The 25,526-nt window shown below is 41.7% G+C and carries 23 protein-coding genes; 13 read left to right on the top strand and 10 right to left on the bottom strand.

Going from position 1 to position 25,526, the window contains the following annotated elements; translation table 11 throughout:
* The first annotated feature begins 16 nt into the window (after positions 1–16).
* From N480_RS03405 to N480_RS03395, 3 genes are all read left to right on the top strand, one after another.
* Positions 17–1,540, top strand: a complete 1,524-nt coding sequence (locus N480_RS03405) for a M20/M25/M40 family metallo-hydrolase (RefSeq protein ID WP_063371114.1) — start codon at positions 17–19, stop codon at positions 1,538–1,540.
* Between the two features lie 219 nt (positions 1,541–1,759).
* Positions 1,760–3,199: an SLC13 family permease gene (locus N480_RS03400; protein ID WP_419554934.1), complete on the top strand. Its 1,440-nt coding sequence runs from the start codon at positions 1,760–1,762 to the stop codon at positions 3,197–3,199.
* A gap of 269 nt (positions 3,200–3,468) precedes the next feature.
* The gene (locus tag N480_RS03395) at positions 3,469–4,860 is read left to right on the top strand and encodes an aldehyde dehydrogenase family protein (RefSeq protein WP_063371113.1); all 1,392 of its coding nucleotides are present in this window, start codon (positions 3,469–3,471) and stop codon (positions 4,858–4,860) included.
* 23 nt (positions 4,861–4,883) lie between these two features.
* Here the strand turns inward: N480_RS03395 and N480_RS03390 are convergent, their stop codons facing one another.
* Positions 4,884–5,612, bottom strand: a complete 729-nt coding sequence (locus tag N480_RS03390; RefSeq protein WP_063371112.1) for a tetratricopeptide repeat protein — start codon at positions 5,610–5,612, stop codon at positions 4,884–4,886.
* A 325-nt stretch (positions 5,613–5,937) separates the two neighbouring features.
* Between N480_RS03390 and N480_RS03385 the strand changes: the two genes are divergently transcribed.
* Both N480_RS03385 and N480_RS03380 read left to right on the top strand, forming a co-directional pair.
* On the top strand, positions 5,938–6,750 hold the full coding sequence (locus N480_RS03385; RefSeq protein WP_063371111.1) for a DUF6279 family lipoprotein: 813 nt from the start codon (positions 5,938–5,940) through the stop codon (positions 6,748–6,750).
* Positions 6,751–6,813: 63 nt separating this feature from the next.
* Positions 6,814–7,218, top strand: coding sequence for a VOC family protein (locus N480_RS03380; protein ID WP_063371110.1), 405 nt, complete (start codon positions 6,814–6,816; stop codon positions 7,216–7,218).
* A gap of 68 nt (positions 7,219–7,286) precedes the next feature.
* Here N480_RS03380 and N480_RS03375 read toward each other — a convergent pair whose 3' ends face one another.
* Complete coding sequence (locus tag N480_RS03375; RefSeq protein ID WP_063371109.1) at positions 7,287–7,919, bottom strand: flavin reductase family protein; 633 nt, start codon at positions 7,917–7,919, stop codon at positions 7,287–7,289.
* A 4-nt stretch (positions 7,920–7,923) separates the two neighbouring features.
* Positions 7,924–8,643: an SDR family NAD(P)-dependent oxidoreductase gene (locus tag N480_RS03370; RefSeq protein ID WP_063371108.1), complete on the bottom strand. Its 720-nt coding sequence runs from the start codon at positions 8,641–8,643 to the stop codon at positions 7,924–7,926.
* Positions 8,644–8,820: 177 nt separating this feature from the next.
* On the opposite strand from N480_RS03370, the gene ppc reads away from it, so the two are divergent.
* The 3 genes from ppc to cdd all read left to right on the top strand — a co-directional run bounded on the left by ppc (position 8,821) and on the right by cdd (position 12,922).
* Positions 8,821–11,454: a phosphoenolpyruvate carboxylase gene (gene ppc, locus N480_RS03365; protein WP_063371107.1), complete on the top strand. Its 2,634-nt coding sequence runs from the start codon at positions 8,821–8,823 to the stop codon at positions 11,452–11,454.
* A 192-nt stretch (positions 11,455–11,646) separates the two neighbouring features.
* Positions 11,647–12,015, top strand: coding sequence for a hypothetical protein (locus N480_RS03360; RefSeq protein ID WP_063371106.1), 369 nt, complete (start codon positions 11,647–11,649; stop codon positions 12,013–12,015).
* 43 nt (positions 12,016–12,058) lie between these two features.
* Positions 12,059–12,922: a cytidine deaminase gene (cdd, locus tag N480_RS03355; RefSeq protein WP_063371105.1), complete on the top strand. Its 864-nt coding sequence runs from the start codon at positions 12,059–12,061 to the stop codon at positions 12,920–12,922.
* Positions 12,923–12,930: 8 nt separating this feature from the next.
* On the opposite strand, the gene udp is transcribed toward cdd, so the two are convergent.
* Entirely contained in the window at positions 12,931–13,695 is a 765-nt protein-coding gene (gene udp, locus N480_RS03350; RefSeq protein ID WP_063371104.1) for a uridine phosphorylase, read from the bottom strand.
* Between the two features lie 256 nt (positions 13,696–13,951).
* Between udp and N480_RS03345 the strand changes: the two genes are divergently transcribed.
* The 3 genes from N480_RS03345 to N480_RS03335 all read left to right on the top strand — a co-directional run bounded on the left by N480_RS03345 (position 13,952) and on the right by N480_RS03335 (position 16,997).
* On the top strand, positions 13,952–14,731 hold the full coding sequence (locus tag N480_RS03345) for a DUF2189 domain-containing protein (RefSeq protein ID WP_063371103.1): 780 nt from the start codon (positions 13,952–13,954) through the stop codon (positions 14,729–14,731).
* A gap of 283 nt (positions 14,732–15,014) precedes the next feature.
* A complete protein-coding gene (locus tag N480_RS03340) occupies positions 15,015–16,127 on the top strand; it encodes an arginase family protein (protein ID WP_063371102.1) in 1,113 nt (370 codons plus the stop codon).
* 168 nt (positions 16,128–16,295) lie between these two features.
* On the top strand, positions 16,296–16,997 hold the full coding sequence (locus tag N480_RS03335; protein WP_231102216.1) for a substrate-binding periplasmic protein: 702 nt from the start codon (positions 16,296–16,298) through the stop codon (positions 16,995–16,997).
* A gap of 40 nt (positions 16,998–17,037) precedes the next feature.
* Here N480_RS03335 and N480_RS03330 read toward each other — a convergent pair whose 3' ends face one another.
* Both N480_RS03330 and N480_RS03325 read right to left on the bottom strand, forming a co-directional pair.
* Positions 17,038–17,286 (bottom strand): VF530 family DNA-binding protein, encoded by a 249-nt coding sequence (locus tag N480_RS03330; protein ID WP_063371101.1) that lies wholly within the window; start codon positions 17,284–17,286, stop codon positions 17,038–17,040.
* A gap of 25 nt (positions 17,287–17,311) precedes the next feature.
* A complete protein-coding gene (locus N480_RS03325) occupies positions 17,312–17,596 on the bottom strand; it encodes a DUF1496 domain-containing protein (RefSeq protein WP_063371100.1) in 285 nt (94 codons plus the stop codon).
* A gap of 191 nt (positions 17,597–17,787) precedes the next feature.
* Here N480_RS03325 and N480_RS03320 point away from each other — a divergent pair, with 191 nt between their 5' ends.
* Entirely contained in the window at positions 17,788–18,018 is a 231-nt protein-coding gene (locus N480_RS03320; protein WP_063371099.1) for a TIGR02647 family protein, read from the top strand.
* 15 nt (positions 18,019–18,033) lie between these two features.
* On the opposite strand, the gene maiA is transcribed toward N480_RS03320, so the two are convergent.
* Entirely contained in the window at positions 18,034–18,660 is a 627-nt protein-coding gene (gene maiA, locus N480_RS03315) for a maleylacetoacetate isomerase (RefSeq protein ID WP_063371098.1), read from the bottom strand.
* A gap of 79 nt (positions 18,661–18,739) precedes the next feature.
* Positions 18,740–20,035 carry a homogentisate 1,2-dioxygenase gene (gene hmgA, locus N480_RS03310; RefSeq protein ID WP_063371097.1) on the bottom strand — a complete coding sequence of 432 codons (1,296 nt, stop codon included), beginning with the start codon at positions 20,033–20,035 and terminating at the stop codon, positions 18,740–18,742.
* Between the two features lie 119 nt (positions 20,036–20,154).
* On the opposite strand from hmgA, the gene N480_RS03305 reads away from it, so the two are divergent.
* On the top strand, positions 20,155–20,610 hold the full coding sequence (locus N480_RS03305; protein WP_063371096.1) for a MarR family winged helix-turn-helix transcriptional regulator: 456 nt from the start codon (positions 20,155–20,157) through the stop codon (positions 20,608–20,610).
* A gap of 578 nt (positions 20,611–21,188) precedes the next feature.
* On the opposite strand, the gene N480_RS03300 is transcribed toward N480_RS03305, so the two are convergent.
* Positions 21,189–24,437, bottom strand: a complete 3,249-nt coding sequence (locus N480_RS03300) for a TonB-dependent receptor (protein ID WP_063371235.1) — start codon at positions 24,435–24,437, stop codon at positions 21,189–21,191.
* 60 nt (positions 24,438–24,497) lie between these two features.
* On the bottom strand, positions 24,498–25,334 hold the full coding sequence (locus tag N480_RS03295) for a S1/P1 nuclease (protein ID WP_063371095.1): 837 nt from the start codon (positions 25,332–25,334) through the stop codon (positions 24,498–24,500).
* Between the last annotated feature and the right edge of the window lie 192 nt (positions 25,335–25,526).

Here is a 25,526-nt window from a genome sequence, read left to right as displayed (position 1 = left end):
GTATAAAGGAACAATTATGTGTACCAAAGCCTTATTAACTATGGCAGCGTGCATTACCTTGCCTGCTATAGCAAACACACACACCGCACCAAAATGGATTACGATAGAATCTCAAGCAAGTCATCATTACCAGCTAGAAAATGCAGTAAAAGGCACCGCTTACCATAGCGCGATATCAAACTCTCCAGACGTGGATGTTTTGTTAGTTGATGAACAAGAGCATTTTCAGCTCAGCCATTTTATGCACGATAACTACCACAGATGCGGAGGGTTCGTTGCTCATGATAGCGAGCTTGAAGCGCAGCAATACTTGTCTCAACTTGCCCACGCACATTCCGCGCAACCTAGTCAAACCTATACTATAGATAATGGACAAGCTGTTCAGGATTTGATTTCTCGAGTATCGACAACGGGTCTTGATAGTACAGTTAACTCATTAATGGCATTTTACAATCGCTATTACACACAACAGTCAGGTGTTGATGCATCCAATTGGGTAAAAGCGCACTGGGTAGATATTGCAAAAAAAAGAGCCGATATCACAGTTGAGCAATATGGGCACGACTGGGCACAGCCATCAGTAATTGCAACCATTCCAGGCAGTGAAAACGCGAATGAAATCGTGATTATTGGTGGCCACTTAGATTCAATTAATAGCGCGAACTCTAGTAATGGTCGTGCCCCAGGTGCAGATGACAATGCGTCGGGAATTGCGGTACTGAGCGAAGTTTTAAAAGCGATTTCTGACTCAGGGTTTAGGCCAAAAAGAACCATACAAATAATGGGATATGCAGCGGAGGAGGTTGGCCTAAGGGGCTCTAAAGCGATTGCTGCTGATTACAAAGCTCAAGGAAAAAATGTAGTTGGAATGGCGCAGTTTGACATGTCGGGCAATAAAGGGGGCAGTTATGATATTGTATTTATAACTGACTACACCAATAGTGCTCAAAATACATTTATGAGCCAATTACTTGATACGTATCTGCCGACACTAAATTATGGGTTTGATCGTTGTGGCTATGGGTGCTCCGATCATGCCTCATGGTATCAGCAAGGTTTTGCTGCTTCCTTTCCTTTTGAATCGAGAATGAGAGAAGCTAACCGTAATATCCATACTTCTAATGACACTGGGTTTGATGCTAGTCACTCAATAAATTTTGCCAAGTTAGCCGCAGCATATGTTGCCGAACTTGCTAAAACTGCGGGTAGTACACCTCCGCCACCACCGACAGATCCGACACCCATACAAGAAGTTATTAGTGGAATTAATGTGGGATCTGGCCAGTGGCAGCGCTACAGCTTGGTTCTTGGTGCAGGTTACCAAGAACTTAAAGTTTCAATCGCTGGAGGTACGGGAGATGCCGATCTTTATGTGAACTTTGGTTCGGAGTCTTCGACTTCTCGTTATCGATGCAGACCCTATTTGTACGGCAACAATGAAAGTTGTACTTTTACAGCTCCTGAAGCGGGTACGTGGTACTTTGATGTCAGAGGTTATTCAACGTCTTCAGGCGTATCTTTGACTTACAGTGCACAGTAGTTAGATAAACACAGTAGCTGGTGGGTTTCGCTAAGAATCAGAAGTAAATAGAGAAATCAATCAGCTACAAATATCGTTTTGTAACTTACAGTATCTTTTCAACATCGCGAACTAGCACTTATTTGAGTCTGGTCTGTCTTGTGGTCGTGCTTGATGTCATTCATACTGCCTCCTTATTTACAACGCATAATTATAAAAAACATAAAAATGACAGAAACAATGAATAAAGGCAGTGCACATTTAGATAAATTATGGCTGTTTTTGGGCCCATTTCTTTTTTTAATGACCTGTTTTACTAGCAGCCCTGAAGGGTTGTCTGAGCAAGGTTGGAGAACTGCTGGCCTTGCCATGTGGCTTGCCGTTTGGTGGGTAAGTGAAGCTGTGCCCATTCCGGTAACGTCTTTAGTCCCCTTGCTGGCAGTGCCGCTGGCTGGCATCAACGATATTAAAAGTACATCGTCTGCGTATTCTCACCCTTTAATTTTTTTGTTTTTAGGTGGGTTTCTTATTTCAATTGCGATGGAAAAGTCGCAACTGCACAAACGTATAGCACTTAAAACTATGCTTAAAAGTGGTACTAATCCTAAGTATCAAATCCTTGCAATGATGTTGGTTAGCGGCTTTTTATCGATGTGGATAAATAACACCGCGACGACTTTGATGTTATTGCCTATCGCATTATCAGTGATCCATGTGCTGCAAAGTAACGGTAATGGCTGTGATAATTATGCCAAAGCGTTATTGTTGGCAATTGCCTATAGTGCGAGTTTAGGTGGCGTTGGAACTATAATAGGCACTGCGCCGAATGCGTTGATGGTTGCATACCTGTGGGACAATCACCAGATTAAAATTGGATTTGCACAATGGATGATTGTTGCTGTCCCTTTTACTTTCGGCATGATCCTATTGTGTTGGGTATGGTTGACGAAGTTTGCGTTTAAATTGACACCGCAAGCAGAAAGTTCAGCACTGACGGAGATATTTACTGCTCAACTTGCTGAGTTAGGCCAAATGTCATTGGCCCAAAAAAATGTATTATTTGTCTTCTTATTTGCTGTATTTGGCTGGCTTTTGAGGCCTTATATACAGACTTGGACGGGCTTAGGAATTACAGACACGGGTATCGCGATTGCAGCGTCTATTTTGCTGTTTGTATTACCTGCGAGTTATGATGGCCAAAAGGTAATGGATTGGGCTGCTGCCAAAGATGTCCCGTGGGGTATTTTATTGCTGTTTGGTGGTGGGTTGACGCTGGCAAGTCAAATAAAGGGGTCTGGGCTTGCGGCATATATTGCAAATGTTCTGGCTGGTGCAAGCGCAATACCGATTGTGCTTGGTGTCATAGCGGTTGCTGCGCTCATAACTTTCTTAACTGAGCTCACAAGTAACACAGCCACCGCTGCTGGTTTTTTACCCTTGCTTGGGCCAGTTGCTGAACAAGTGACCGGCACTCCTCTGATATGGATTATTCCCGCTGCAATGGCTGCCAGTTGTGCTTTTATGATGCCTGTTGCGACGCCGCCGAATGCGATTGTTTTTGGCTCCGGTGAAATTCGTATCAGGGATATGGTGAAAGCTGGATTTGTTTTAAACATAATCGCCATCACCATGATCAGCATTTTGACATTGACCGTTGCAAAATGGGTCTTTGTTTTCTAAATCTAAAATGATGGGGCTACGGATTGACAGTAGCTCCTTTATTTTCACCATTCTTAATTCAATGCTTCACGCATTCCTTATTCTGTTTTACATTTAGTTTACAAGCTAGAGGTTCGTAAATTTCTCTGATACTATCTTTTGAAATCATCTTTGATGAAAAGTCGATGTTGATTAATGCGCTTTTAGTTTATGTGTATTGAGGTCACTGTAGTTTGTTGTGATAACGCCCAAGTATAGTAGCTGGGCCATTGGAGACTGAGGAATTACCTGTGAAATCTGAACGAGACTCAGAGCTTGAGCAAAAACTATTTAGGTTGAAAGCCTCTTTTCTTGCAGAGCCATACACTTCAAGTGGATTACGAATTGAAAAGCTAAAAGCTTTAAAATCGGCGATTGTTAACTATAAGTCTGCGCTTGTTGAAGCAGCTCGAAAAGATTTTAGCCAAAGAGCAGAATTAGATACCGTTATGGCAGATATGATCCCGACGGTGAATCATATTGAATATATTTGCCGTCACCTTAAGAATTGGATGAGGCCAGATAAACGCAACCCTGGCGTAGAGTTTTTGCCTTCGCGTGCATACATTGAATATGTGCCAAAAGGCGTTGTTGGTATTATCGCACCGTGGAATTACCCGATACAACTTTCACTTGTTCCGTTAGCGACTGCAATTGGAGCGGGTAACAAAGTCATGCTGAAACTCAGTGAGCATACACCCCGTGTAAACGATGTGATCAAATCTATTTTGTTGGATTTATCAACCGAGTGCACGGTTATAGAAGGTGATGCACAAATGGGTGTAAAATTCAGTGAGCTTCCTTTTGATCACTTATTTTTTACAGGCTCCACTCATATTGGTAAAAAAGTATACCAAGCGAGTGCCGGTAATTTGGTTCCGGTCACTTTAGAGTTGGGTGGAAAGTCACCAGTCATCGTCCTAAGTGACGCAAATATAGAGAAAGTAGTATTAGATTTAGCTTTCACCAAGCGCATGAATTGCGGACAAATCTGTGTTGCACCAGATTATGTACTGGTGCATCAAGAAGTGTTTGACGCCTTTGTGGCTAAGCTCAAAGAAAAGCTTACAAGTATCAATACCACCGATGACAGTACTGGGTTATTGAATGAGCGCCATCAATCTAGACTGGTCTCGATGTTAGAGCAAGCGGAATCCAAGGGAGTGTCGGTGTGGCACTCTAAACCTTTAGAGGCCGCTGTAGCAAATGACTTTGGAGTACATTTGGTTTTTGAGCCGCCAAGGAGTTTGAAAGTGATGCAAGAAGAGGTTTTTGGGCCAATACTAAGTATTTTCAAAGTGAGAGATCTTGAACACGCTCAGAGTATCGTAAGAAGCACTGAGGTGCCATTAGCGTGTTATTTATATACCAGTGATAAATGTGCACAAAATGATGTTAAATATCGGCTTGAGTGTGGCTCACTGAGTATTAATGATATGCTTTTACATGTGGCGGTTGCTGATTTACCGTTTGGTGGTGTGGGAAGTTCGGGGATAGGACAATATCATTCTATCGAAGGGTTTAAAGCGTTTAGTCACGGGAAAGGTATTTTTCACTCTAGTGATAAGGCATGGCGAAGCAAATTGTTTGATAAATACAGCCATGTCATCGGAAAAATACTGACTTGGCTGTATCTTAAGTAACCTGTATACGTGGCCGCTGGTTGTTATTGGGTAAACCCACTCCCAGCTATATACGTACGAGCCTGTATTTTATGATAAATTTCGTTGGCTATTTTTTGCCCTCTTTCTATCTGAGATCTAGACATGCTTTGTTCGTCTAATTGTCGGCTTTCTGTTGCAGGCTGGTATCCATTAAACTCGGCTAGCGTATTCCAAATGTAGGAGCGCTCAATATTCTTTTGGACGCCTAGGCCTTGGTAATATAGCAAGGCAAGATTAAACATCGCCAAAGTGTAATTATTTGCAGCTGCTCTTTCATACCAAAAGCGTGCTTGTAAGTAATCTTGAGCGACGCCATCACCGTTAGCATGCATAACGCCCAAGTTATACTGGGCAGCAGGTAAGTTCTTTTTAGCGGCTTGTGAAAACAAGTCAACAGCTTTTTGCTTGTCTAGTTTTACGCCTCTGCCTTCTTCGTACATGACAGCCAACGCGAACATCGCATCAGAGCTTCCAAGTTTTACTGCGCGTTGGAGCAATTCTGCGGCTTTTCTGGGGTCTCTAGGTACTCCATACCCACCATCATACATTTTGGCAAGTTCATACATGCCGGGCGCATAGCCCATATCAACAAGGTATCTAAATTCCTTCAGCGCGACATCGAACTTACCCATGTTGGCAGCTGCAATGCCTTCTTCTAAGGTCGCAAAGGAAGGGGCTGAGCAGGTTATAAGCCCCGTTAACACAAAGGTTCGAGTTATTTTTTGCCACATGGCGTTTCTCCTTATAGCACAGGGGGGATAAATTTAGTTTAATGCACCTAGTGCAATTTACCAGTTTAGATTATAAGCTTTTGAAGGGAAATAAAAAAAGCCCTAATAGGGCTTTTTCGTTTCATATCAACCGTCACCGATATGAGCAATGTAATGTAGCAAGTAAATGAGTACGTGAAATAACTGGGTCGAATAGCCATTTCACTATTATGAAACAAAAAGCTCAATGCGTATGATCAGTCTTTGCGTTTCATTGAGAATGATTATCAATAACTTTAACCTTGATGTCAACTGTAAATGATAATTAATTGTATTTGAGGGTTTGATGAGAAAACATCTTATTGTTTTTATTTTACTATTTACATTGAGTGGCTGCTTATACGAAACCATGTATAAAAATGCAGACCGCTTAGCCTTGAACCGATTAGAGGATATTGTTGAGTTATCGGATACGCAAGAGCAGTACTTTTTGGTGTCATTCAATGCTTTTCAGTTAATACATCAAAAAGAGTATATGCCAGAATACCTCAAATGGTTGAAAGTGCTTAAGAATGAGTGGCAATCGCTTGATGAATCGCAGTTAAAGCAGCTAGCTGATGAAGTACAAGGACATTGGCACGAGGTCACAAAACGTATAAATGAGCCAACTTTGACATTACTGATTGGGCTCGGGGAACAACAAAAACAACAGTTAATGAGTACCTTAAAAGAGCGAGCCCAAAGTCGAGCAAAAAATACAGATAGACTCGAAAGAGCCATTGAGCGCTTTGAAGATATACTTGGCGACCTTTCGCCGATACAGCGCAGTATCATAACCAAATATTTAGATGAAACTGAATACAATCGAGAAGTATGGAATTTACATACACAGAGCAGGCTAACAAGACTCGACGCTTTATTGGCGTTAAAAACACCATTGAAACAGACTGAACACCAGTTAATGGCTCACAACGTTTTCAATTCAATGGATAACGCACCAGAACATTTGAAGCGTGTTCGAACGCAGTGGATGAACAAGCAAATTAAACTGCTGATAAATATGAGGGAAACTTTATCTCCATCTCAAAAACACCATGTTGATGAGTTTTTCCAGAGCTGGATAGATGTTGTTGACGAACTAATCAAAGTGAAGCTTTAACCCTTTTATGTTTGGTGGACTGTTCTGTTGCAATAGCGGTTTTACAACCCAGTGAGGTGAAAAATGAAATTATCTATTCATGTGAATTTTGATGGTCGGTGTGCTGAGGCCTTTGCTTTTTATGAAACGCATTTAGGTGGGGTTATTGGTTCTCTTTTGGCATACAAGGATTCACCGTTAAAAGGTAGCGTGCCTATTGATTGGCAAGACAAAATTATTCATGGCGTGATATCTATCGATAGTTTCGAATTGGTTGGGGCCGATTCTGTTCCCGAGGAGTATGAGCAACCCACAGGGTTTTGTTTGCTCCTCAGGCTACCTTCAATAGAGCAAGTAGAGATGTTATTTGCAGCGTTTAAAGAAGAAGGGCACGTTATTCTTACGCCACAAAAAACTTTTTGGTCACCATGCTATGCAATAGTTAACGATAGGTTTGGTGTACCTTGGAAGTTAAATTGCGTGCCGTGAGTTGTCTAATGGCTTATCAATTGATTTGCTTCAGCAAGGGCCTAAATAAACAAGGCCCATTTGTTTTACTATTGCTTTATTGAAACCGGTTTATCTGGTTTGGCGTATTCCAACCGATCAAGTTTCTCAGTGGTGTGATAACAATCAAGCCCTGATACAGCCACGGTATCCAGTTGCTCGATATTGATGTATCCATCTTCATTGACGGCCCCATTGGGTACCTCTACATGTACAATTTCACCGATCACGAGCACAGTTTTATTAAGCTCGATAGTTTGATACTCACGTAACTTCAGACCTATCTTGACTTGGCTTTGCGCAACAAAAGGCGCCTCAAATTCTTCGTGATAGTGAGGCGTCAAACCGGTTTCTGTAAACTCTGATTGTAACTCTTCATACCTAGCAGACGTTTGGTGTGCTTCTTGCCAAATTAGGGAATTAACGTGATTAATTGTGTACGTTTCAGTTTCAATAATATTTTCTAGTGTATCTCGTCTCACACTGTGTGGACGAAAAATGACCCCCATCAGCGGTGGATTTGCACCTAAATGAAAAACTGAACTAACAATAGACAGGTTTTCGTCATCTTTTAAGCTACGGGTTCCTATCAGATTCGCGCTTTTGTAGCCAGATAGAGAGTTAACAAAGTGTGCTCTGTATCGCTCATGAAGATTTGCAATATCAGCATTTTTTAAAATCATGGTATCACCAACTTATGGTTTGTCCCTGCCAATCTATGAAGTCTACGTCGCCATTAAATTCTCTATTTTGCTCGAATTTGTTTAACTGTTCGGCAACAAAGGCTGGCGTAAATAGCTTGTTTGGAGGTACATTATTTTGAAATGGTTTCGATAAATCTGAGTCTGTGGTGCCAGGGTGAAACAGCATTAACTTGGCGTTGCATTTACGTCTATTAAGCTCAACTGCTGCGGTTTTAAACAACATGTTGAGCGCTGCTTTCGATGCACGATAACTATACCATCCACCTAATTTGTTGTCGCTGATACTTCCGATCCGCGCGCTCAACGCTGTGAAAACACAAGGTGCTTCCGTAGAAAGTAGATAAGGCATAAATGCTTGCAACCAGCTAAATGGTATTGTCGTGTTTACATGCAGCAAAGTGCCAAAGTAATCATGGTCAAAAGACTCTATCTTTTTTTCCGGCATGTTATCGCTTGTGTGCAAAACTCCATTGCACACGGTGATAGACCTAATTTTTGGATAAATACGACCGATCCGCTCTGCGACAGTGTGAATACTTTGCGCAGAATAGTCACTTTCGTACATAGTCATGTACGGGTGTTTGACGTTAACAGGTGTCCTGCTGACAGCTATTACATGTGTGTTGTGCTTCAGTTTTTCATTTAATACGGCTTTGCCGATAGCACCATTTGCACCAATTACGACGGCTATGTCTTGATTCATCAGTTTCAGAGTAAAGTGTTTTTAGATTCTACGTACTATTCCAGTATTTGGATCAGTCGCCAATTTGAGGTTATTAATGACGATAAATACACAGTGAGTGCTGTAATGAAATGGTCTTTTCATTTTTATGAGTTTGACAGTATATTGGGTTGATTAATTAGTATTCAAGGAATGTGTATGGATCAGCAATATACAAATTTACGCCGCAATGTTAGTTTGCTTGGTGAGTGTTTAGGTGCAACTATCGAGCATGCGCAAGGCGAAAAAGTGCTAGAAAAGGTAGAACAAATTAGACACCTTGCGAAAGCATCTAGAAGCGGCGATCATCAAGCTCGTCAGACGTTAATTGAAACCTTAAAAGCGTTAAGTAATGAGGAGTTACTTCCTGTTTGCAGAGCATTTAACCACTTTCTTAACCTTGCGAATGTTGCCGATCAGTACCATACCGTCTCTAAGTCAGGCTCACCAGAAGGCCCTTTCGCTACTATCGAGGGGACCCTAAAAACGCTGAAAGTTCGTGTCGAAAAAGGTGAGTGTTCACTTGAAGATGCAATAGGTGTAATTGAGGCTCTGCAAATAGAGCTCGTATTAACGGCGCACCCTACAGAAGTGACTAGAAGAACAATTATCAGCAAACATGTGGAGCTGAGTGATTGTTTAAAGCAACTGGAAAACAATGACACAGATAGTATTGAAAGAGAAAGCATACTGTCGCGTGTGGCGCAGTTGATTTGCCAAGCGTGGCACACCAATGAAATCCGAGATAAACGTCCTACACCTCTGGAAGAAGCAAAGTGGGGGTTCGCGGTTGTAGAAAACAGCTTATGGCACGCTATTCCACAATTTGTAGATAATCTAACCAAGTTGGTTAATCAATATTTACATGTCGACTTACCTCTTAACTATTCTCCGCTTAAACTTGCTTCTTGGATGGGGGGAGACCGAGATGGAAACCCGAATGTTACGGCAGAAGTGACACAGAGCGTACTGGATCATGGTAGGTGGATGGCACTTGATTTGTATTACCGTGATTTAGATAAGTTAAGTGCTGAACTTTCTATGAGTGAAGCGAATGAAACGCTACTTGAGATGACGCACGGTAGCAGTGAGCCTTACCGTCAACTTTTGAAGTCCCTCAAATCTGATTTAAGGGAAACAATTAATCATTTGGAAGACAAAATCAAAGGTTTGCCGAGCTCCAGTAGCGATAAGATCCGTTTTACAGATCAGCTAAGAGCACCGTTACTTGTCTGTTTTAACTCTCTTAACGAACAAGGAATGGAAGTAATTGCAAAAGGGTTACTTCAAGATGTGTTACGCCGCTTAGATTGTTTTGGTGTGCATTTGTGTAAGCTCGATATTAGACAAGACTCCGCTCGGCACACAGAGGTGCTATCCGAGCTAACAAGGTATTTGGGAATAGGCGATTATGCACAATGGTCTGAGGCCGATAAACAGGCATTTTTGCTGTCTGAGTTAAGTTCAAGACGTCCGATTATTCCAAAACAATGGCAGCCAAGCGAAGCTGCCCAAGAAGTTATCAATACATTTGAAACGATCGCGGCTCAAGACCGAGCTGCATTGGGCATCTATGTGATATCTATGGCAAGAAACGCCTCGGATGTTTTGGCTGTGCAATTGCTATTAAAAGAAAGTGGTGTCAGGTTCAACCTTCCTGTAGCTCCTTTATTTGAAACCCTAGATGATCTAAACCGCGCACCGGAAGTCATGAAAGCGCTCTTGAGCTCCAGCTGGTACAAAGGCCACCTTGCTCATCAGCAGTACATAATGATTGGGTACTCTGATTCTGCAAAAGATGCGGGCATGATGGCCGCTGGCTGGGCACAGTATCGTGCCATGGAATCTTTAATCTCATTGGGTGAGCAGCACAATATCAAAATGAAGCTGTTTCATGGCCGAGGGGGAACTATCGGTCGAGGAGGAGCGCCTGCGCAACAAGCTTTACGGTCGCAACCTCCTGGGTCGTTAAAGCATGGTTTACGAGTTACCGAACAGGGAGAAATGATCCGTTTCAAGTTTGGATTGCCGAATGTCGCCATTCAAAGTCTGTCGCTGTATGCAAGTGCAATCGTTGAAAATAACCTGTTCCCACCTCCAACACCAAAATCGCAATGGCGCGAAGCGATGGAGTTACTTAGCAAGGCTTCTTGTGAGCAATACCGAAAGTACGTGCGTAATACACCTGATTTTGTGCCTTACTTTAGAAGTGCAACGCCAGAAATTGAGCTAGCTAAGCTACCCCTTGGCTCGAGACCCGCAAAACGTAACCCAAAAGGGGGCATTGAAAGTTTGAGAGCCATACCGTGGATATTTGCATGGAGTCAAAACAGGCTAATGCTACCAGCTTGGTTAGGTGCGAATGAGGGTATAAAAGCCGTGTTGAACTTAGGCGGGGAGGCGTTAATTGAGGAGATGAGCGACTTGTGGCCTTTCTTTAGAACCCGCCTTGAGATGCTTGAGATGGTATTTTGTAAAGCTGACCTGTGGTTAACAGAGTATTATGACGAACGTTTGGTGCCAGACGAGTTGCGTCCTATAGGTGAAAAACTGCGTATTGAATTGAAAGAAACTATGGAAGGCGTAAAAAGGTTAGCACCGAAAGGAAGTTTACTGTCAGCGCAACCTTGGGTAAAAGAATCAATTAAATTAAGAAACCCTTACACCGACCCGCTTAACCTTTTACAGGTTGAGTTACTTAAGCGCACCAGAGCAGATGAAGATCAAAAACTGGATAGCGCCTTGATGATCACCATGATGGGGATTGCGGCGGGTTTGCGTAATACAGGTTAATCCTATTTTCCTAAAAGTTTTAAAGGTAAACCTTTAAATAACAATTAGAAATAAAAAACCAATCCTAATGGATTGGTTTTTTATTTTTTGCTAGTTTTTAAATCGTAATTTGTTGACAGCGAGCCTCTATAAATTAAAATTCACGGCCACGATAAAATTTTTATAAGTTTAACTGAACATATAGAGTGAACAATGTCATTGTTATCAACCAGCATTACCTACGATAAATCTACTTCATTAATCATGATGACGCTGAGAGGCCGCGCTGGTGTGGAAGACGTATTAAACGCATATAAAGCAGTGAAAAAATACTCTGAGTCGCATGGCAGCAATAAAGTGCTGGTGGATGTCTCTGAGTTGGAACATAAGTTTGCCGCAATTGATATCGTAAACGTAATGCCTAAAGTGGCGCATTACGTGTCAAATATGCAAATAGCACGCGTCGTTGGCTTTGAAGGGTATATGCACGATTTGTTTTTACAAAAAGTAAAACGTTTTGGTATTCATGCCGAGAACTTTGAATGTTTCAAATCGGCAAAGGAATGGTTGAGTAACGCGTAAAAGGTGCGTAAACTGGCATGCCATATTCTATAATAAAAAAGTTATGGCATTAATAGATAATAAAACTGAACTATTCATTGTTGAGTCGTGCAAACAATCACATGGCGTGATTAAAGCAGACTTGGTTAATCAATTAATATCACAGCTTAAATGTGATATTGAATCCTTACAGCAAGCATTGCTGCCAATAGCTGCAAAATTCGCTCAAGCCCCGATTTCTTCTTTCTATGTTGGCGCCGTTATTTTTGACAAAGTGACGGGTAATATGTACCTAGGAGCCAATTTAGAATTTAAACATCAAGCACTGTCTTTGGTTGTCCATGCGGAGCAGGCCGCGATTAATAACGCTTGGATTAATGGCGCCCAAGAAATCACCTCAATTGCTATAAATGCTGCCCCGTGTGGGTTTTGTCGCCAGTTTATGAATGAACTTAGCACAGCAGGCACGCTAGAAATCTTGTTACCTACCGGTAGGTATTCTCTTGAAGAACTCTTACCGTGTGATTTTGGTCCTAAAGACTTGGGTAACCAAGAGGCATTAATGGCACAAAATGCAGAGCAAATAGATATTTCTCTACCAATTTCCGAGCAGCTCAAAGAGCAAGTTAGACTCGCATATGTTCCGTATAGTAAAAATATGAGTGCGGCCGAGTTGGTATTAACTGATGGGCGTGTGTTTTATGGTCGATACGCGGAAAATGCAGCGTATAGCCCAAGTTTGTCGCCGATGAGCAGCGTATTAAGTCAATTAGCTTTGGCTGGTGAAAAACTCGAAGACGCGAAAGTTGAGCGCGTGACACTGGTCGAAACTAAGGGGTGTGAGAACCAAAAAGCAGTTGCTGAAGCGGTTTTGACGAACTTAACTGGTGAGTCATCCTTGCTACACCATGTATTTGAAGCGAAGTAGGCAATTGCCTACTTCGTTTGAGTAACGATGATTTCTGCCGCTTTAATTACGACGGAAACCGCTCGTTTTTCTACCATTTGATGGTCTACATCAGGGATTTCCTGTCTTGTTCTATTAACTAGTACACCTGCAATACACGCTGCCTTTAATCCAAGCGCTGCACACATTGTAAATAGCGTTGCTGATTCCATCTCGTAGTTCATGACATTTAATTTTTGCCATTCTTCACATGAGCCTTGGAATGCCTTAGAAACATATCCTGAGTAGGTATCATAGCGCTCTTGGCCGGGATAGAAAGTATCGCTCGAAGCGGTGATACCAGTATGATAAGGCACACCTTCATGTTCACAGGCCTTTACCATTGCTTGCGTTGAATGGAAGTCTGAAACTGCCGGATATGATAGTGGCGCAAAGTGTTGACTTGCACCATCTAGTCTTACCGAAGCGGTACTAACTAAAATGTCACCTTCGTCGATATGAGGCTGAATTGCGCCGGTGGTACCAATTCTTAAGAATGTTTTGATACCAAGTTGTGCAAGCTCTTCCACTGCAATAGACGTCGATGGACCACCGATGCCTGTGGAGCAAACAACAACCGGGTGACCTTTGATGTTCGCAAGGTATACGTGAAACTCTCTGGTTTGTGCCAAGCAGATTGGCTCTTCTAATTGATGCGCGATTCGCTTTGAGCGTTCAGGATCTCCCGGAACGATTGCAAGTGTAGCGCCTTTAAGATCTGCTTGGGTTAACCCCAAATGAAATACCTTTTCCATAAAAAACCTTTTTATGTTCTAAAACGTAATGGTTAAAGTTACGGGCTTTTAAGTACAGGACACATGTCCGCTATCGGTAATGACAACAACTAAATAGCCAAATTAAACCGAAACTCTATTCGCGTATTAATAACATGGCTATTTGAGACGTTGTAGAGACTATTTTATAACAAATTTAACAGTCAATTATTGCAATGCTTGCATGTTAGGCAGTGCTCATCTAAACCTTAATATAGCAATGTAGAGAGGAAACATTATGCCAACATCTCAACCTATCGATAAGAACCAAGAGTTTGCTCGGTGTTTAGAGAGCAATCAAATTAGTGCGCTAGCTCCATTCCATTGGTTATCATTGGCTTGCAAAGATATAATTAGAGCCCCAATGTTAAGCCTGATCTATGGCTTGGTGTTTAGCATAATTCCTGCATTTATTATGTGGTTGGTTTTTCAGTCTGGAACCCACTTAGTTATTTTGCCTGCGTCAGTCGCATTCGCGTTAATTGGACCTGCATTTGCCGCTGGTTTATATGATGTCGCGTGGGAGTTAGAGAAGGGTCATAAACCAACGCTGATGCATAGTTTAAAGTCCATGTTTAGAAACCCAGCGGGAGAGTGGGGGTTTGCGATTTTACTCATGGTCATCATGATTGTTTGGATGCGATTAGCAGCACTCATTCACGCGCTGTATCCTAATGTACCAAACCCAACATTTGAGCAACTTCAGGCGTTTTTGGCCCTAGGGTCAATTGTGGGAGGTGTGCTCATGCTCTGTGTATTTGCAATTTCAGCATTTACGCCGCAGATTATGATGGAACGACGTGTCGACATCATGACCGCAGTTGTGTCCTCTGTAAATGCGGTAAAAACGAACGCATCTGCTATGTTTGTTTGGGGAGCGACGATAGTAACATTGGTGATCATTGGCTTTCTAACTGGTGCTGCAGGTTTTATCATCATAATGCCTTTACTTGCCTACGCAAGCTGGCACGGATACATCGCGATTATCAAAACCAAAAAACCACGAGGTTACGAATAAGTAGACAACTTCTTTGAATAATAAACCGCTGTACATCCAGTACGGATTTGATGCAGCGGTTGACTTATAAATCAGCCATGATATACCACCCATATTCCAACTTTGATTTTCTCTAAGGTCATCTTGTAATATATTTAAGGTATTGTTTATATGGGCTTTTTTACTTTTCAAGAAAAGCTGTATGTGCCTTAATTTAAGTTCAAGTCAGCTGAATTCAATCGCGTTGTACGTTTTTGAGATAGAGTTAATTTAGCATGATTATGCAATTTTTGAGGAGCACGCTATGAGCAACAGCAAATCACAATACCTTGAAAAACTAGAAAATTGTTTGTGCCCACCGGGTGATGGTGTATTCACGGTTAATACAGCAAAAGAAAGAAAAGAAGCACTTCGCCAAAAGTTATATGGGCAAACTGAAGGTGTAGATACCCTTTGGAAAGACTCTTTAAAAACAATTGAGCAAAGTGAGCATAAAGCCGCAATTCTGGGCATTAGCTCGGATTGTGGTGGCGGTATTCTTCGTGGTGCTAACTGGGGTCCTTTGTTTTTACGCAGTACGTTAATAGAACAACAGCCGCAGACCTCTGCGTTTGATTTAGGCGACGTACGTGTTATCCCTCACTTGCTGCACGACAAGTACTTGAATGAGGGCACGATTTCTAATTGTCAAAAAGCACTTTATCAAGACGAAAGCAGTGACTACTTTGTCGCGCCGTTATCGATTACTGAAGATGTATGTGATGGGTTTTATAAGCACTACCCTGACAAAGGTGTATTTGGCATTGGAGGTGACCATTCAATCAGTTACCCACTTACAAAAGCATACTTAAAAGCGAAAAGAGAGCAGGGTAAACGTACAGCTATCATCCACTTTGATGCGCATACTGATCTTTTAGTTGAAAGGCTAGGTATTGATCTATGCTTTGGCTCATGGTGTACACATATTCTTGAATTCTTACCTGCCCCGCACCATTTAATCCAATTTGGTATCCGCTCTAGTGGTAAATCAAAAGAACATTGGGAAGGCACATTCGGTGTTAAGCAGCATTGGGCGCACGAAATTCGCTCAAAAGGTGCCGATGCGATAGTGGCACAAGTGATTGAGCAGCTTAAGGCAGACAAAGTGGATGAGTTATATGTAAGCTTTGACATTGATGCGCTAGACGAAGAGTTTGCTGCAGCAACGGGAACACCTGAGACTGGTGGATTAACACCGGATGAAGCGATGACCATTCTTAAAGCTCTAGCTCAAGAGTTCCCTATCACAGGTGCAGATATGATGGAAATCGCACCATTCACTGATAGCTCTTTGGCTGGTCAATCTAGTTCAGAAACAACATTGAGAGAAGGTGCAAAGCTTTCTGCGTTTTTGATTGATGCAATGAACAAAGCTTAAAGCTAACTGAGAAGGAGCGCTGTCTCCTTCTTTCCAATCTTATTGACCATATTGTGACCTTCAGATTAGTTTTCACACTTGCTTGGTAAATTTAACCATCCTATTTCACACTCTAGTTATTTTTTCCTATAGTTTACATTGTTATGGCTATTGTAGAGGGAGTCTAAGTTGTTTAAGTGTTTGCTTGTAATTTGTTTGATGATGTATGCTGGCGGTGTCTACGCTCAATATAAATTGAATGTAGTGACAGAGAACTTTCCTAACTTCCAATACCTTAATGGCGAAGGGGAGCTGGTGGGTTTGGCCGCTGATAAGGTCAGAGCAGTATTAAGCAAAGCTGAAGTTGACTACCACATCAGTGTGCAAACTTGGACTACGGCATATAACACAGCAGCCAGAGACAGTAACACCTGCATATTTTCAATGGCAAAAAATGACTTAAGAGGCGAAAAGTTTGATTGGGTGTTTCCAATTAGCCAATTTACGACATCATTTTATGCGCTAAAATCTTCAAGGATTTCAATAGAATCCGTCGAAGATGCCAAGCAATATAAGGTTGCAGTTATCAAAGATAACTACAGTCATCAATTTTTAGTCAAACATGGTTTTATCGAAGGCTACAACTTGGTCTTGATTAATTCGTTTGAGCGGGTATTTGAGCTATTAGAAGCGCGAAGAAGCTTTGTAGATATGGTCATTTTGAGTGACAACCAGTTTAAATTTAAACAACAACAAGAGCCTAGAAGCGCTCAACTAGAGCCGGTTTTGACGCTAAAAAATATTAATACCCAACTGTACTTTGCTTGCAATAAAAATATGTCTCCTCATATCTTAAAAAAGATTAAGCTTGCATATAAACAAGCTGAGTAATACGTATATCTACTTGCTCAAAATCAGCAACATATTGCTGTTATTTTTTGGGCGCGGTCGGCCACGCAAATCCATGAAAGGTGTCTAAATAAAGTTGCTCAACCTTTTCCCTAGCCCAAGGCGTTTTACGTAAAAACTTAAGGCTAGACTTTATAGATGGATCTGACTTAAAACAATTTATGTTGACCAGTCGCGCCATTTCTTGCCATCCAAGCTCAGATTCCAAGCGCTCTAAAATATCTTGCAGTTTTACACCGTGAAGTGGATTATTCGGTTGTTCAGTACTCATACTTTGTCTCATTTTTTACGACGCGCTAGTGTACTCGTATCTTACCACGTAAATCCAGCCTTTTTATTTCTCCTTGTTTATTCATTTGAAGCCAAACCAGTGGGCTATCTGGTTGATTTGCATATCGGTGGCTACAAATGTAACGTTGATCAAACTGTTTAATAATTGACCCCTCGCTATATTTTGATGAATTAAACCAGCATACACGCTCTGGCGCGTCAACAAAGATACGCGGAGATGGCTCTTTTGCATTTATGGGGTTGATAAATAAAAAAAGTATTAAAAATGCTAAAAAATTGATCTTATACATGGCATTACTCATAGTCTAGGCTAATGTTTATTAGGTCAAAGTAGCTAAAACAACAATAATACTTAGTAGCATGTTTGCTTGTTTGAACTACGGTCAAAGGGATTTTCGACGGCAGTGTCGTCGAACGAGTTATATCTAAATGTAAGCACAAGTCATGCCCGAATGGTAGCTTGATTGTAATAGGGGGAAGTATGGCATTTGACACTCAGTTAATGGCGGAACTTGAACTTTTAGCAAAATTTCCAAGGAGCAGTTTACACCAAGGTCTTAAAATACATAGCAGTGCTGACCAGAGCATTTTAGCCGCAGCAGAACGTTTGTTTGAAAAAGGCGTGATTGATCGTCCGGACGGGGGATATCTAACAGACTTGGGGCATGATTTGTTGGCCCATGTCGATCAAGTTCATGGAGCGCTTAAATAGCGCTCCACACAATGACTAAGCTGCATCTGGCTGGTTTTCAGGTGCAGCCTTAATAAATGCTTCTAGTGTGTTACAGTGTTCATAAATAGATGATATTTTAGGGAACTGTGACATATCTACTTTAAATCGAAGTGCATTGAAAACTTGAGGAACTAGGCAGAGGTCTGCCAAAGTTGGTTGGTCTCCAAAACAAAACGGGCCATCGCCAAGAGTTGGCTCTAGTTTCTTAAATCCTTCTATGATCCAGTGTTGATACCAAGTCGTTTTTTGTTCATCAGTGACTTCTAGCTCATTTGCTAAATACTTAAGTACGCGAAGGTTATCGATCGGGTGAATATCGCAGGCGATTGCGTAACTGAAATTACGTACCTGTGCTTTTTGCCAAGGATCGTTTGGCAGTAGGGGTGTCTCAGGGTGAGTGTCTTCTAGCCATTCTAATATTGCTAAAGACTGTGCAAGTGTGCCTTGCTCAGTTTCCATTGCTGGCAACAAGCCTTGAGGGTTCTTGTCCGTGTAAGGCTGTTGTTGTTGCTCAGATTTTAATAGGTTAACGGCTTCAAGCTCATGCTCTATACCTTTAAGATTTAATGCGATACGTACTCTATAAGCCGCAGATGAACGAAAATAAGTATATAGTTTCATTGGGGATCCTTTTTCACGACGAAGGCCACATATAGTGGCCAATTTAAAGCGTTCTAGCTGTAGTTTAATCTACAATAGATTAAGCGCCTTTAAAGTATTTTTTGATGCCTTTCCAACAATCAGCGTAGTTCGGCTGACGTTCTTTACCCTCAAGCGCATATTTCGTCGGAGAAATGACGTAGCGAGATTCGAACATAAACGCCAGTGTGTTTTCGTAGCGCTGAGGCTCTAACTCTGCATTTGATGCTTTTTCGAATACATCAGCTTCTGGGCCATGAGGTGACATACAATTATGCAAACTCATACCACCAGGTACAAATCCGTGTTCTTTTGCGTCATATACACCTTCAATCAAACCCATAAATTCACTCATGATATTACGGTGGTAATATGGGGGGCGGAATGTGTTTTCAGCCACCATCCAGCGAGGAGGGAAGATGACGAAATCAACATTTGCAACACCTTCTTGACCAGAAGGAGAGGTCAAAACAGTGAAAATCGATGGATCTGGGTGGTCAAAGCTTACCGTATTCATTACATTAAAGCGCGACAGTTCATATTTATATGGGCCACTGTTACCAGTCCAAGCGACAACATCTAATGGCGAATGACCGATATCACAACGGAATAGATTACCGTTGAACTTGGCGACAAGTTCAAAGTCACCCTCGAGATCTTCAAATGCGGCAACTGGGTATTGGAAGTCGCGCTCATTCGTGTAACCATTTGCGCCTACGGGACCACGCTCAGGCAAAATATACGGGTGACCATAGTTTTCGCAAATGTAACCTCTTACGGTTTCACTGATTAATTCCACACTGAACTTTAAGCCACGAGGAATCACTGCAATTTCACCTGGTTTGATTGCAAGCTTTCCGCATTCTGTATGTAGTACTAATTCACCCTGTTGTGGCACAAATAGAAGCTCACCATCAGCATTGTAAAAATAGCGGCCTTCCATGGAAGCGTTCGCTACATAAACATGGATGCCGATACCAACTTGGCTGTTTGCACTGCCATTTGCCGCCATAGTGACTAAGCCATCAATGAAGTCGGTTTTTTCGCTAGGCACATCTACAGGGTTCCAACGTAACATCGATGGAGGAGTAGGGACCTCTGTAATTGGGCCAGTTCGAACTAGGCCGTTATCCATCGCTTCATATTCGCCTTGCAGGACCGACGGACGAATGCGGTAGAACCAGTTTCTGCGATTTTCAGCACGAGGGGCGGTAAATGCTGTTGTATTATATTGCTCAGCGTATAGGTCGTATTTAACTTTTTGCGGTGAAAATTGACCGACAGGTAACGCGCCAGGTAATGCTTCGGTTTCAAATTCGTTACCGAATCCTGTCATATATTCGAATTCTGTACTCATTTTACTTAGACTCCATTAATGTTTCCTGTAAGATACTCTCATGTGAGATTAATTGCAAACGTCTCTAGAAAGATGTACTGTAAATAAATAATTACAAAAAGTGAGAGGTACTTTCCATCGTGAGCAAACAATCAATTTTGGATATTAGCCAGTTTTTACCTTATCAACTTGTCTCTTTATCGACTAAGGTCAGCGAAGACTTCGCACAGGTTTATAGCGCAGAAGCTGGCCTTACACAGGCACAGTGGCGCGTGCTTTCCCACGTTTTTAATTTAGAGATCGCAACAGCAAAACGAGTCTGTGAATTGGCGAATATGGATAAATCTACAGTTTCTCGTGCTATTAAACAGCTAGAAGAAAAAAGCTTGCTTCAAATAACAAAGCATCCTATGGATAAGCGAGCCAGTGTGTTGAGAGCGACAGATGAAGGGTTAAATGTCTATAGGCAATTAACACCAAAAGCAAAAGAGTGGGAACGTACACTCTTATCGAGCTTTACTGACGATGAAAAAGCAACACTCAGAGAATTAATTGCCAAGTTATCTTTGTCGGTAGAAGAAAAAAATGAAAAGTAATTGGGCTTTAGGTGACATCTGAAAATAGAAGTTAATATAGAGAGCCAAGTTTTTTTGATTAATTAGCTTGCAAATGCGCTGTTGATAAAACCGTTCAAGTAATTTGCTGTGTGCACTAAGAGGCTGATTGAAGTCGCTGGTGTGCAGCTATCAATCGAGTAGGGCTGTTAACACCGCCAACTTCGCGAATACAATACCCCTGTAGCATTTCTTTGCACTTAGGGCTAACACCATTTACTTCCATGCAACCTAAGCGGTTTATAAACCGTTTTAATTTAAGACCCCAGAGGGTCTGAATCTGTTTTTTCACGCATCAGCGCAAAATATACGTGTGTTCTTTGATTTTAAACTTAAGCCCGCCAAAAGATATAGCTCGTTTCGCTTCGTAGTATTATAGCGGGACAGTACCACTCAGCGCGAGATTACGACTCCCTAACGTTATTATTCTGTAGAGGTGAAAGTAATGAAGCTTTTAATAAAGTTCGGACGGAAAATTGCCAAAATTTAGGTGTAGCGAAAATAAAAAAGGCCAGTTTAAAACTGGCCTTTGGAATCTAATTACATGTTTAAGTTAGATATTAGAATGTGTAACGAACACCGATTTTCGCACGCCAAGCTGACTTGTTGTCATCGATTTGGTTGTAGTTACGTGTGTCAAATCCATTATAGCGTTTGTCTACAACAATACGTCCATTTTCATCAAGGCCACCGAAGTCATAGATTGACTGATTTGGGAATTGAAGGCGACGCTCTTGGCCCCAATCGCTGTTAAGCATGTTCGCGAAGTTTTCGATCATCACGTAAAGCTGCGCTTTGTGATCGTCGTAGAAACCTGGGATTTCTTGCTTAAAGCTAATATCCATTGATGTAACCCAAGGTTGTTGATATGTGTTACGGTCAAGGATTTGGCCACGCTCTGAAATACCTGCACGGTTCAAGATCTTTTCTAAATGCTCCCAGCTAAAACCTTCTGAATATGTAACGTTGTCATCGTTTGGACCAGAAGGAATGTATGCTAAATACGCGCTGTTTGTATAGAAATCACTTGTATCACCATAAGCATCGTCTCTAAAGAAGCCCATTACGTAGCTGAATGGACGACCTGAACGACGCTCGAAGAATACGTTAAACTGTGAGTCGTAACCATCGAAGAACTGTGTGCTGTAGCTCAGGTTAATCTTGAAGCTATGCTCAATTTCGTAGTAACCAGTAGAAACGTGGTCAACGTTACGGCTTTGTGTTACTGCATGCTTATAGTTACTTTGTGCACGAGAAGAAGAACCTGGTGATACATCTTCAATGTCTTGGTGAGTATAAGTTGCAGACACGTATAGACCGTTATCCCACTCTTTCGCTAATGAAGTTGTGAAGATGATTGAGCGTACGTCTTCGTCAGCATTAGTCATCATAATGTCGAAGTTTTCAGCGGCGTCACCTGAGTAGATAGACTCATAGATAACACGCTCGTCAGCAGACTTACCAACCGCTTTAAGTGCAGTGTTGTGCCATACAGCTTCATTTTCTTTCTTGTGGTAAGAAAGCTCAGCAGACCACTTGAAGCCGTCACCTAGCATTTCTGAATCAAACTCGTAATCGAAGCCGATTTGAGCACGGATGCTTGAAGGTAGTTCAAAGTCAGGGTCAGTGTAGTTTGTGCTACCTGCACCTTGTACAAGTGCGTTTTGTACAGATGTTGGTACGCTACCAAAACCAGCTGCTGTGATCTTGCTGTCGCTACCTGCTGCTAGAGCATTATTTGCTGCTTCGTATGCATCAAGGGCACTTTGTGGTGCAGATACATAAGTGATACCGTCGTTTTGGTAAGGGTTGTTGTACCAAACGTTAGGAATACCACCTTGGAAGCGACCGATACCACCGTTAATTGTAAGCGCTTCAGTCGCGTAATACTTGAAGCCAATACGAGGTAGAATGATGTCTAGGCCATCAAGGTTTTCTTGGTTTGAGAAACCGTATGTGTTTAGGAACGCTTGGTTAAGGTTTGGCTTATCGCTTGAAGATAAACGCTCATAACGTACACCAACGTTTAGCTCTAAATCATCTGTAGGGTAGAACTTATCTTCTACATAGATAGCAAACTGCTTACGCGTTGCATCATAGGCTAAGTCGTCAGAGTTGTTTGTATACGCATTGCGATATGTAAATTCATTGATTGTACCAGCTGCGAAGTCTTCTAGACTATTGAACTGCCAAGAACCCTTAGTATTTGCAGCGAATAGGTTATACAAACGCAAGCTTTCTAGGTGTGCACCAAAGTTAATTTCGTGGTCGCCGTAGAAATAAGTACCGTCGAAAGTAAATGCAATAGTCTCTGTTTCAGACTTATTTGTGTGGCGGAATTCATCACGACCAAACTCAAAACTAGTACCACGACCACCAGCGACATTTACAGACACTGTACCTAGGTCTGAATTGTTGACACTTTCACTGCTTACATCTTTATAAGCTAGGCCAATTTCAGTTGAAAGGCTGTCTGTCCAATCAGAGTAAATCTTTGTAGAGAAGTTATTGAAAGATTTTTCTTCAGTGAAGCGACGTGATGCAAGACGCACTTCATCACCACCGTCCGAGTATTCACGATCTTGATTGTCATCTTGCCACTGGTAAGTGAAATCAGCACGGTGTGCGTCACTGATGTTCCAGCTTAATTTAACAAGTAGCGTGTCGTTAGTATTTTCAGGGTCGCCACCAAGCTCGTCTGTAAGGCCATATGTGTCACGTAAAATGTTGGTAAAACGTGTATAGTCCTCAAGACTAGCATCATGCTGGTGAGTAGCACCTGAGTTAGACCAACCATAATTTAGCTCTTCTGTTTGTCTCCACGCATTGTAGTTAACAAAGTAGAACAACTCGTCCTTTAAGATTGCACCACCTGTGCTAAAGCCAAAACGCTTTTCGTTTAAAATGGACGCATTCGTATCAGTATCGATCTTGACATGTTCATCATCATCAAGGTCTCTTACTGTTCTAGTGCTACCGTCATCGCGTGTGATCTCTTTCATTCTATATGAAAGACTGTCTAAATCACCTGCTAAACTTGGGTTAGAAAACTCATAGAAACCTGTGAACGTATATTCGTTAGAACCTGATTTAGTTACCGCATTGATAGTACCACCGCCGAAGTTACCTTTCTTAGCTGAGAAAGGTGCAGCGTCAACAGATACCTGCTCAACTGCGTCAAGCGCTACTGGTGGTTGCTGCGTTGGGTAACCGCCGAAGCTAAGACCGAAATCATCGTTTTGACCAATGCCATCGACTGTGAAGCTGTTTGTTCTTGGGTTGTTACCTGCAATAGTTAATTCACCATTGCCGTTAACAGTTGCTAATGGGTTCAAACGTGCAACGTCTTTAAGGTCGTTGTTGAAGCTTGGCATGTTTTTAATCGCATCTTCACCAAAGACACTTGATGAACCGCCAGCTTGCTGAACAATTTTGTATCCTGAAACTTGGATAGTTTCAATTTTTTTAGGCTCTAACTGAGAAGTTACACGGCGAGTCTGGCCAAGGTCTAAGTAGATATTGTCTAGTTCTGTGTCGTTGTATGCGTCAGAGTCTAAGATGACCTTGTAAGGACCACCAACGCGAAGACCTTTAGCGATGAACGCACCAGAATCATTCGTTACAAAGTGGCTCACTGTACCAGTAGGTTCGTGAATTACAGTTACTTTAACGTTTGCGGCTGCGCTACCTTCAGGTGTTGTGATCTTGCCTCGCATCGCAGATGATGTGTCTGAAGCAAAAGCTGAAGCAGATACGCCTAGGGCTAAGACTAAAGCACCAGCTACCTTAGTTAAGCGAACGTTTTTCATTATGTTGTTTCCCGTGTTATTAGGTTTATCAGTTAGTTTAAATATCATTTTTCAAAACTCTTATCGTTTCGCGAGTGCGTTAACTAAAGGTTTTGAGTTTTTGTCAAAAATTTGGTTTAGCAAACCTGCCAATCTAATCCCGCCTTGTTGAAGGCGCGTTTTAATCATTGGCGTATGCTTATATATATAACCCCAACTTATTTCAGTTTCATTGCTCTTATATATTTCTTCGGCAATTCGATTAGATTCCAATAACCAATCTGAAGGGGTGCTATTTAAATATTCGGCAATTTTGTTTTTATCTGATGTAGATAGAAACTGGGTCAATTCAGTATAAGAAAGATTTTCATGCTCTACTAATTCAGTATCAAAGACTTTGTGTAAATTAGACGGCTTACCAAAAAATTCAACTTTGATTTTATTTCCACCGTGGTCATCGGCTCTACCGGCATGAAAAGGTTGATGCGCATCACCAACTAAATGCACTAGGAACTTTATTGCAAATTGCTTGTCTATTAGGTCTGAGGAAGGATCTCTCAAGACGTTTGCAGTGTAGTGAATTCCATCCAAGATATGCTTGACTTGATCTCTGTTAGAAATGCGCTCGTTTGTGTGGTCATGCATTTGCTCTGGCTTGTCAATGTTAATATAGTGCCATTTGCCAGCTTGCTTGCGCCAAAAGTGCTCTGGATTGGAGCGCATCTCATCAGGCCAAGTAGAAACCTCAGCAAGCGAGTCATCGCCTAAAATAAGTTGAACATGAGACGACGCGTTCGGCGTTAGGTGGATTTGCGCTAGCTCGCCAATAACTCTATGGCCATTTTGGCCCCACGCAAAAACCGAGCTACTCAGTAACCCAAGAGAAACGGCTAAAATTTTAATTGAACTTCTTAACATTACTAACTCTATACGTTGTGAAGCTGGCTGCAACCAGTCATTTCAATGAGGTCAATTGTCCGGATTTTTCACGAAAATAAAAGGAGTCAAAGAGATTCATAATTTCTTATTAATAAAGCATTTAAAACAATGGCTTATGCTTTATTGGTAAAATTACCTATTGCAATAAGTAATAAAAATTGATCTAATAAG

Source organism: Pseudoalteromonas luteoviolacea S2607 (assembly GCF_001625575.1).
Lineage (GTDB): Bacteria > Pseudomonadota > Gammaproteobacteria > Enterobacterales > Alteromonadaceae > Pseudoalteromonas > Pseudoalteromonas luteoviolacea_E.
Note: the sequence above shows the minus strand (reverse complement) of the source record. Positions and strands in the feature narration are given on the sequence as shown.

What these genes read in the sequence shown, in the direction of transcription:
- N480_RS03330 (WP_063371101.1), bottom strand. Translation starts at nt 17,286, where the DNA reads ATGAGTACTGAACAACCGAATAATCCACTTCACGGTGTAAAACTGCAA.
- N480_RS03405 (WP_063371114.1), top strand. Translation starts at nt 17, where the DNA reads ATGTGTACCAAAGCCTTATTAACTATGGCAGCGTGCATTACCTTGCCT.
- N480_RS03390 (WP_063371112.1), bottom strand. Translation starts at nt 5,612, where the DNA reads ATGTGGCAAAAAATAACTCGAACCTTTGTGTTAACGGGGCTTATAACC.
- N480_RS03360 (WP_063371106.1), top strand. Translation starts at nt 11,647, where the DNA reads ATGTCATTGTTATCAACCAGCATTACCTACGATAAATCTACTTCATTA.
- N480_RS03375 (WP_063371109.1), bottom strand. Translation starts at nt 7,919, where the DNA reads ATGATTTTAAAAAATGCTGATATTGCAAATCTTCATGAGCGATACAGA.
- maiA (WP_063371098.1), bottom strand. Translation starts at nt 18,660, where the DNA reads ATGAAACTATATACTTATTTTCGTTCATCTGCGGCTTATAGAGTACGT.
- N480_RS03370 (WP_063371108.1), bottom strand. Translation starts at nt 8,643, where the DNA reads ATGAATCAAGACATAGCCGTCGTAATTGGTGCAAATGGTGCTATCGGC.
- N480_RS03380 (WP_063371110.1), top strand. Translation starts at nt 6,814, where the DNA reads ATGAAATTATCTATTCATGTGAATTTTGATGGTCGGTGTGCTGAGGCC.
- ppc (WP_063371107.1), top strand. Translation starts at nt 8,821, where the DNA reads ATGGATCAGCAATATACAAATTTACGCCGCAATGTTAGTTTGCTTGGT.
- N480_RS03325 (WP_063371100.1), bottom strand. Translation starts at nt 17,596, where the DNA reads ATGTATAAGATCAATTTTTTAGCATTTTTAATACTTTTTTTATTTATC.
- N480_RS03400 (WP_419554934.1), top strand. Translation starts at nt 1,760, where the DNA reads ATGAATAAAGGCAGTGCACATTTAGATAAATTATGGCTGTTTTTGGGC.
- cdd (WP_063371105.1), top strand. Translation starts at nt 12,059, where the DNA reads ATGGCATTAATAGATAATAAAACTGAACTATTCATTGTTGAGTCGTGC.
- N480_RS03300 (WP_063371235.1), bottom strand. Translation starts at nt 24,437, where the DNA reads ATGAAAAACGTTCGCTTAACTAAGGTAGCTGGTGCTTTAGTCTTAGCC.
- N480_RS03345 (WP_063371103.1), top strand. Translation starts at nt 13,952, where the DNA reads ATGCCAACATCTCAACCTATCGATAAGAACCAAGAGTTTGCTCGGTGT.
- N480_RS03340 (WP_063371102.1), top strand. Translation starts at nt 15,015, where the DNA reads ATGAGCAACAGCAAATCACAATACCTTGAAAAACTAGAAAATTGTTTG.
- N480_RS03295 (WP_063371095.1), bottom strand. Translation starts at nt 25,334, where the DNA reads ATGTTAAGAAGTTCAATTAAAATTTTAGCCGTTTCTCTTGGGTTACTG.
- udp (WP_063371104.1), bottom strand. Translation starts at nt 13,695, where the DNA reads ATGGAAAAGGTATTTCATTTGGGGTTAACCCAAGCAGATCTTAAAGGC.
- N480_RS03320 (WP_063371099.1), top strand. Translation starts at nt 17,788, where the DNA reads ATGGCATTTGACACTCAGTTAATGGCGGAACTTGAACTTTTAGCAAAA.
- hmgA (WP_063371097.1), bottom strand. Translation starts at nt 20,035, where the DNA reads ATGAGTACAGAATTCGAATATATGACAGGATTCGGTAACGAATTTGAA.
- N480_RS03385 (WP_063371111.1), top strand. Translation starts at nt 5,938, where the DNA reads ATGAGAAAACATCTTATTGTTTTTATTTTACTATTTACATTGAGTGGC.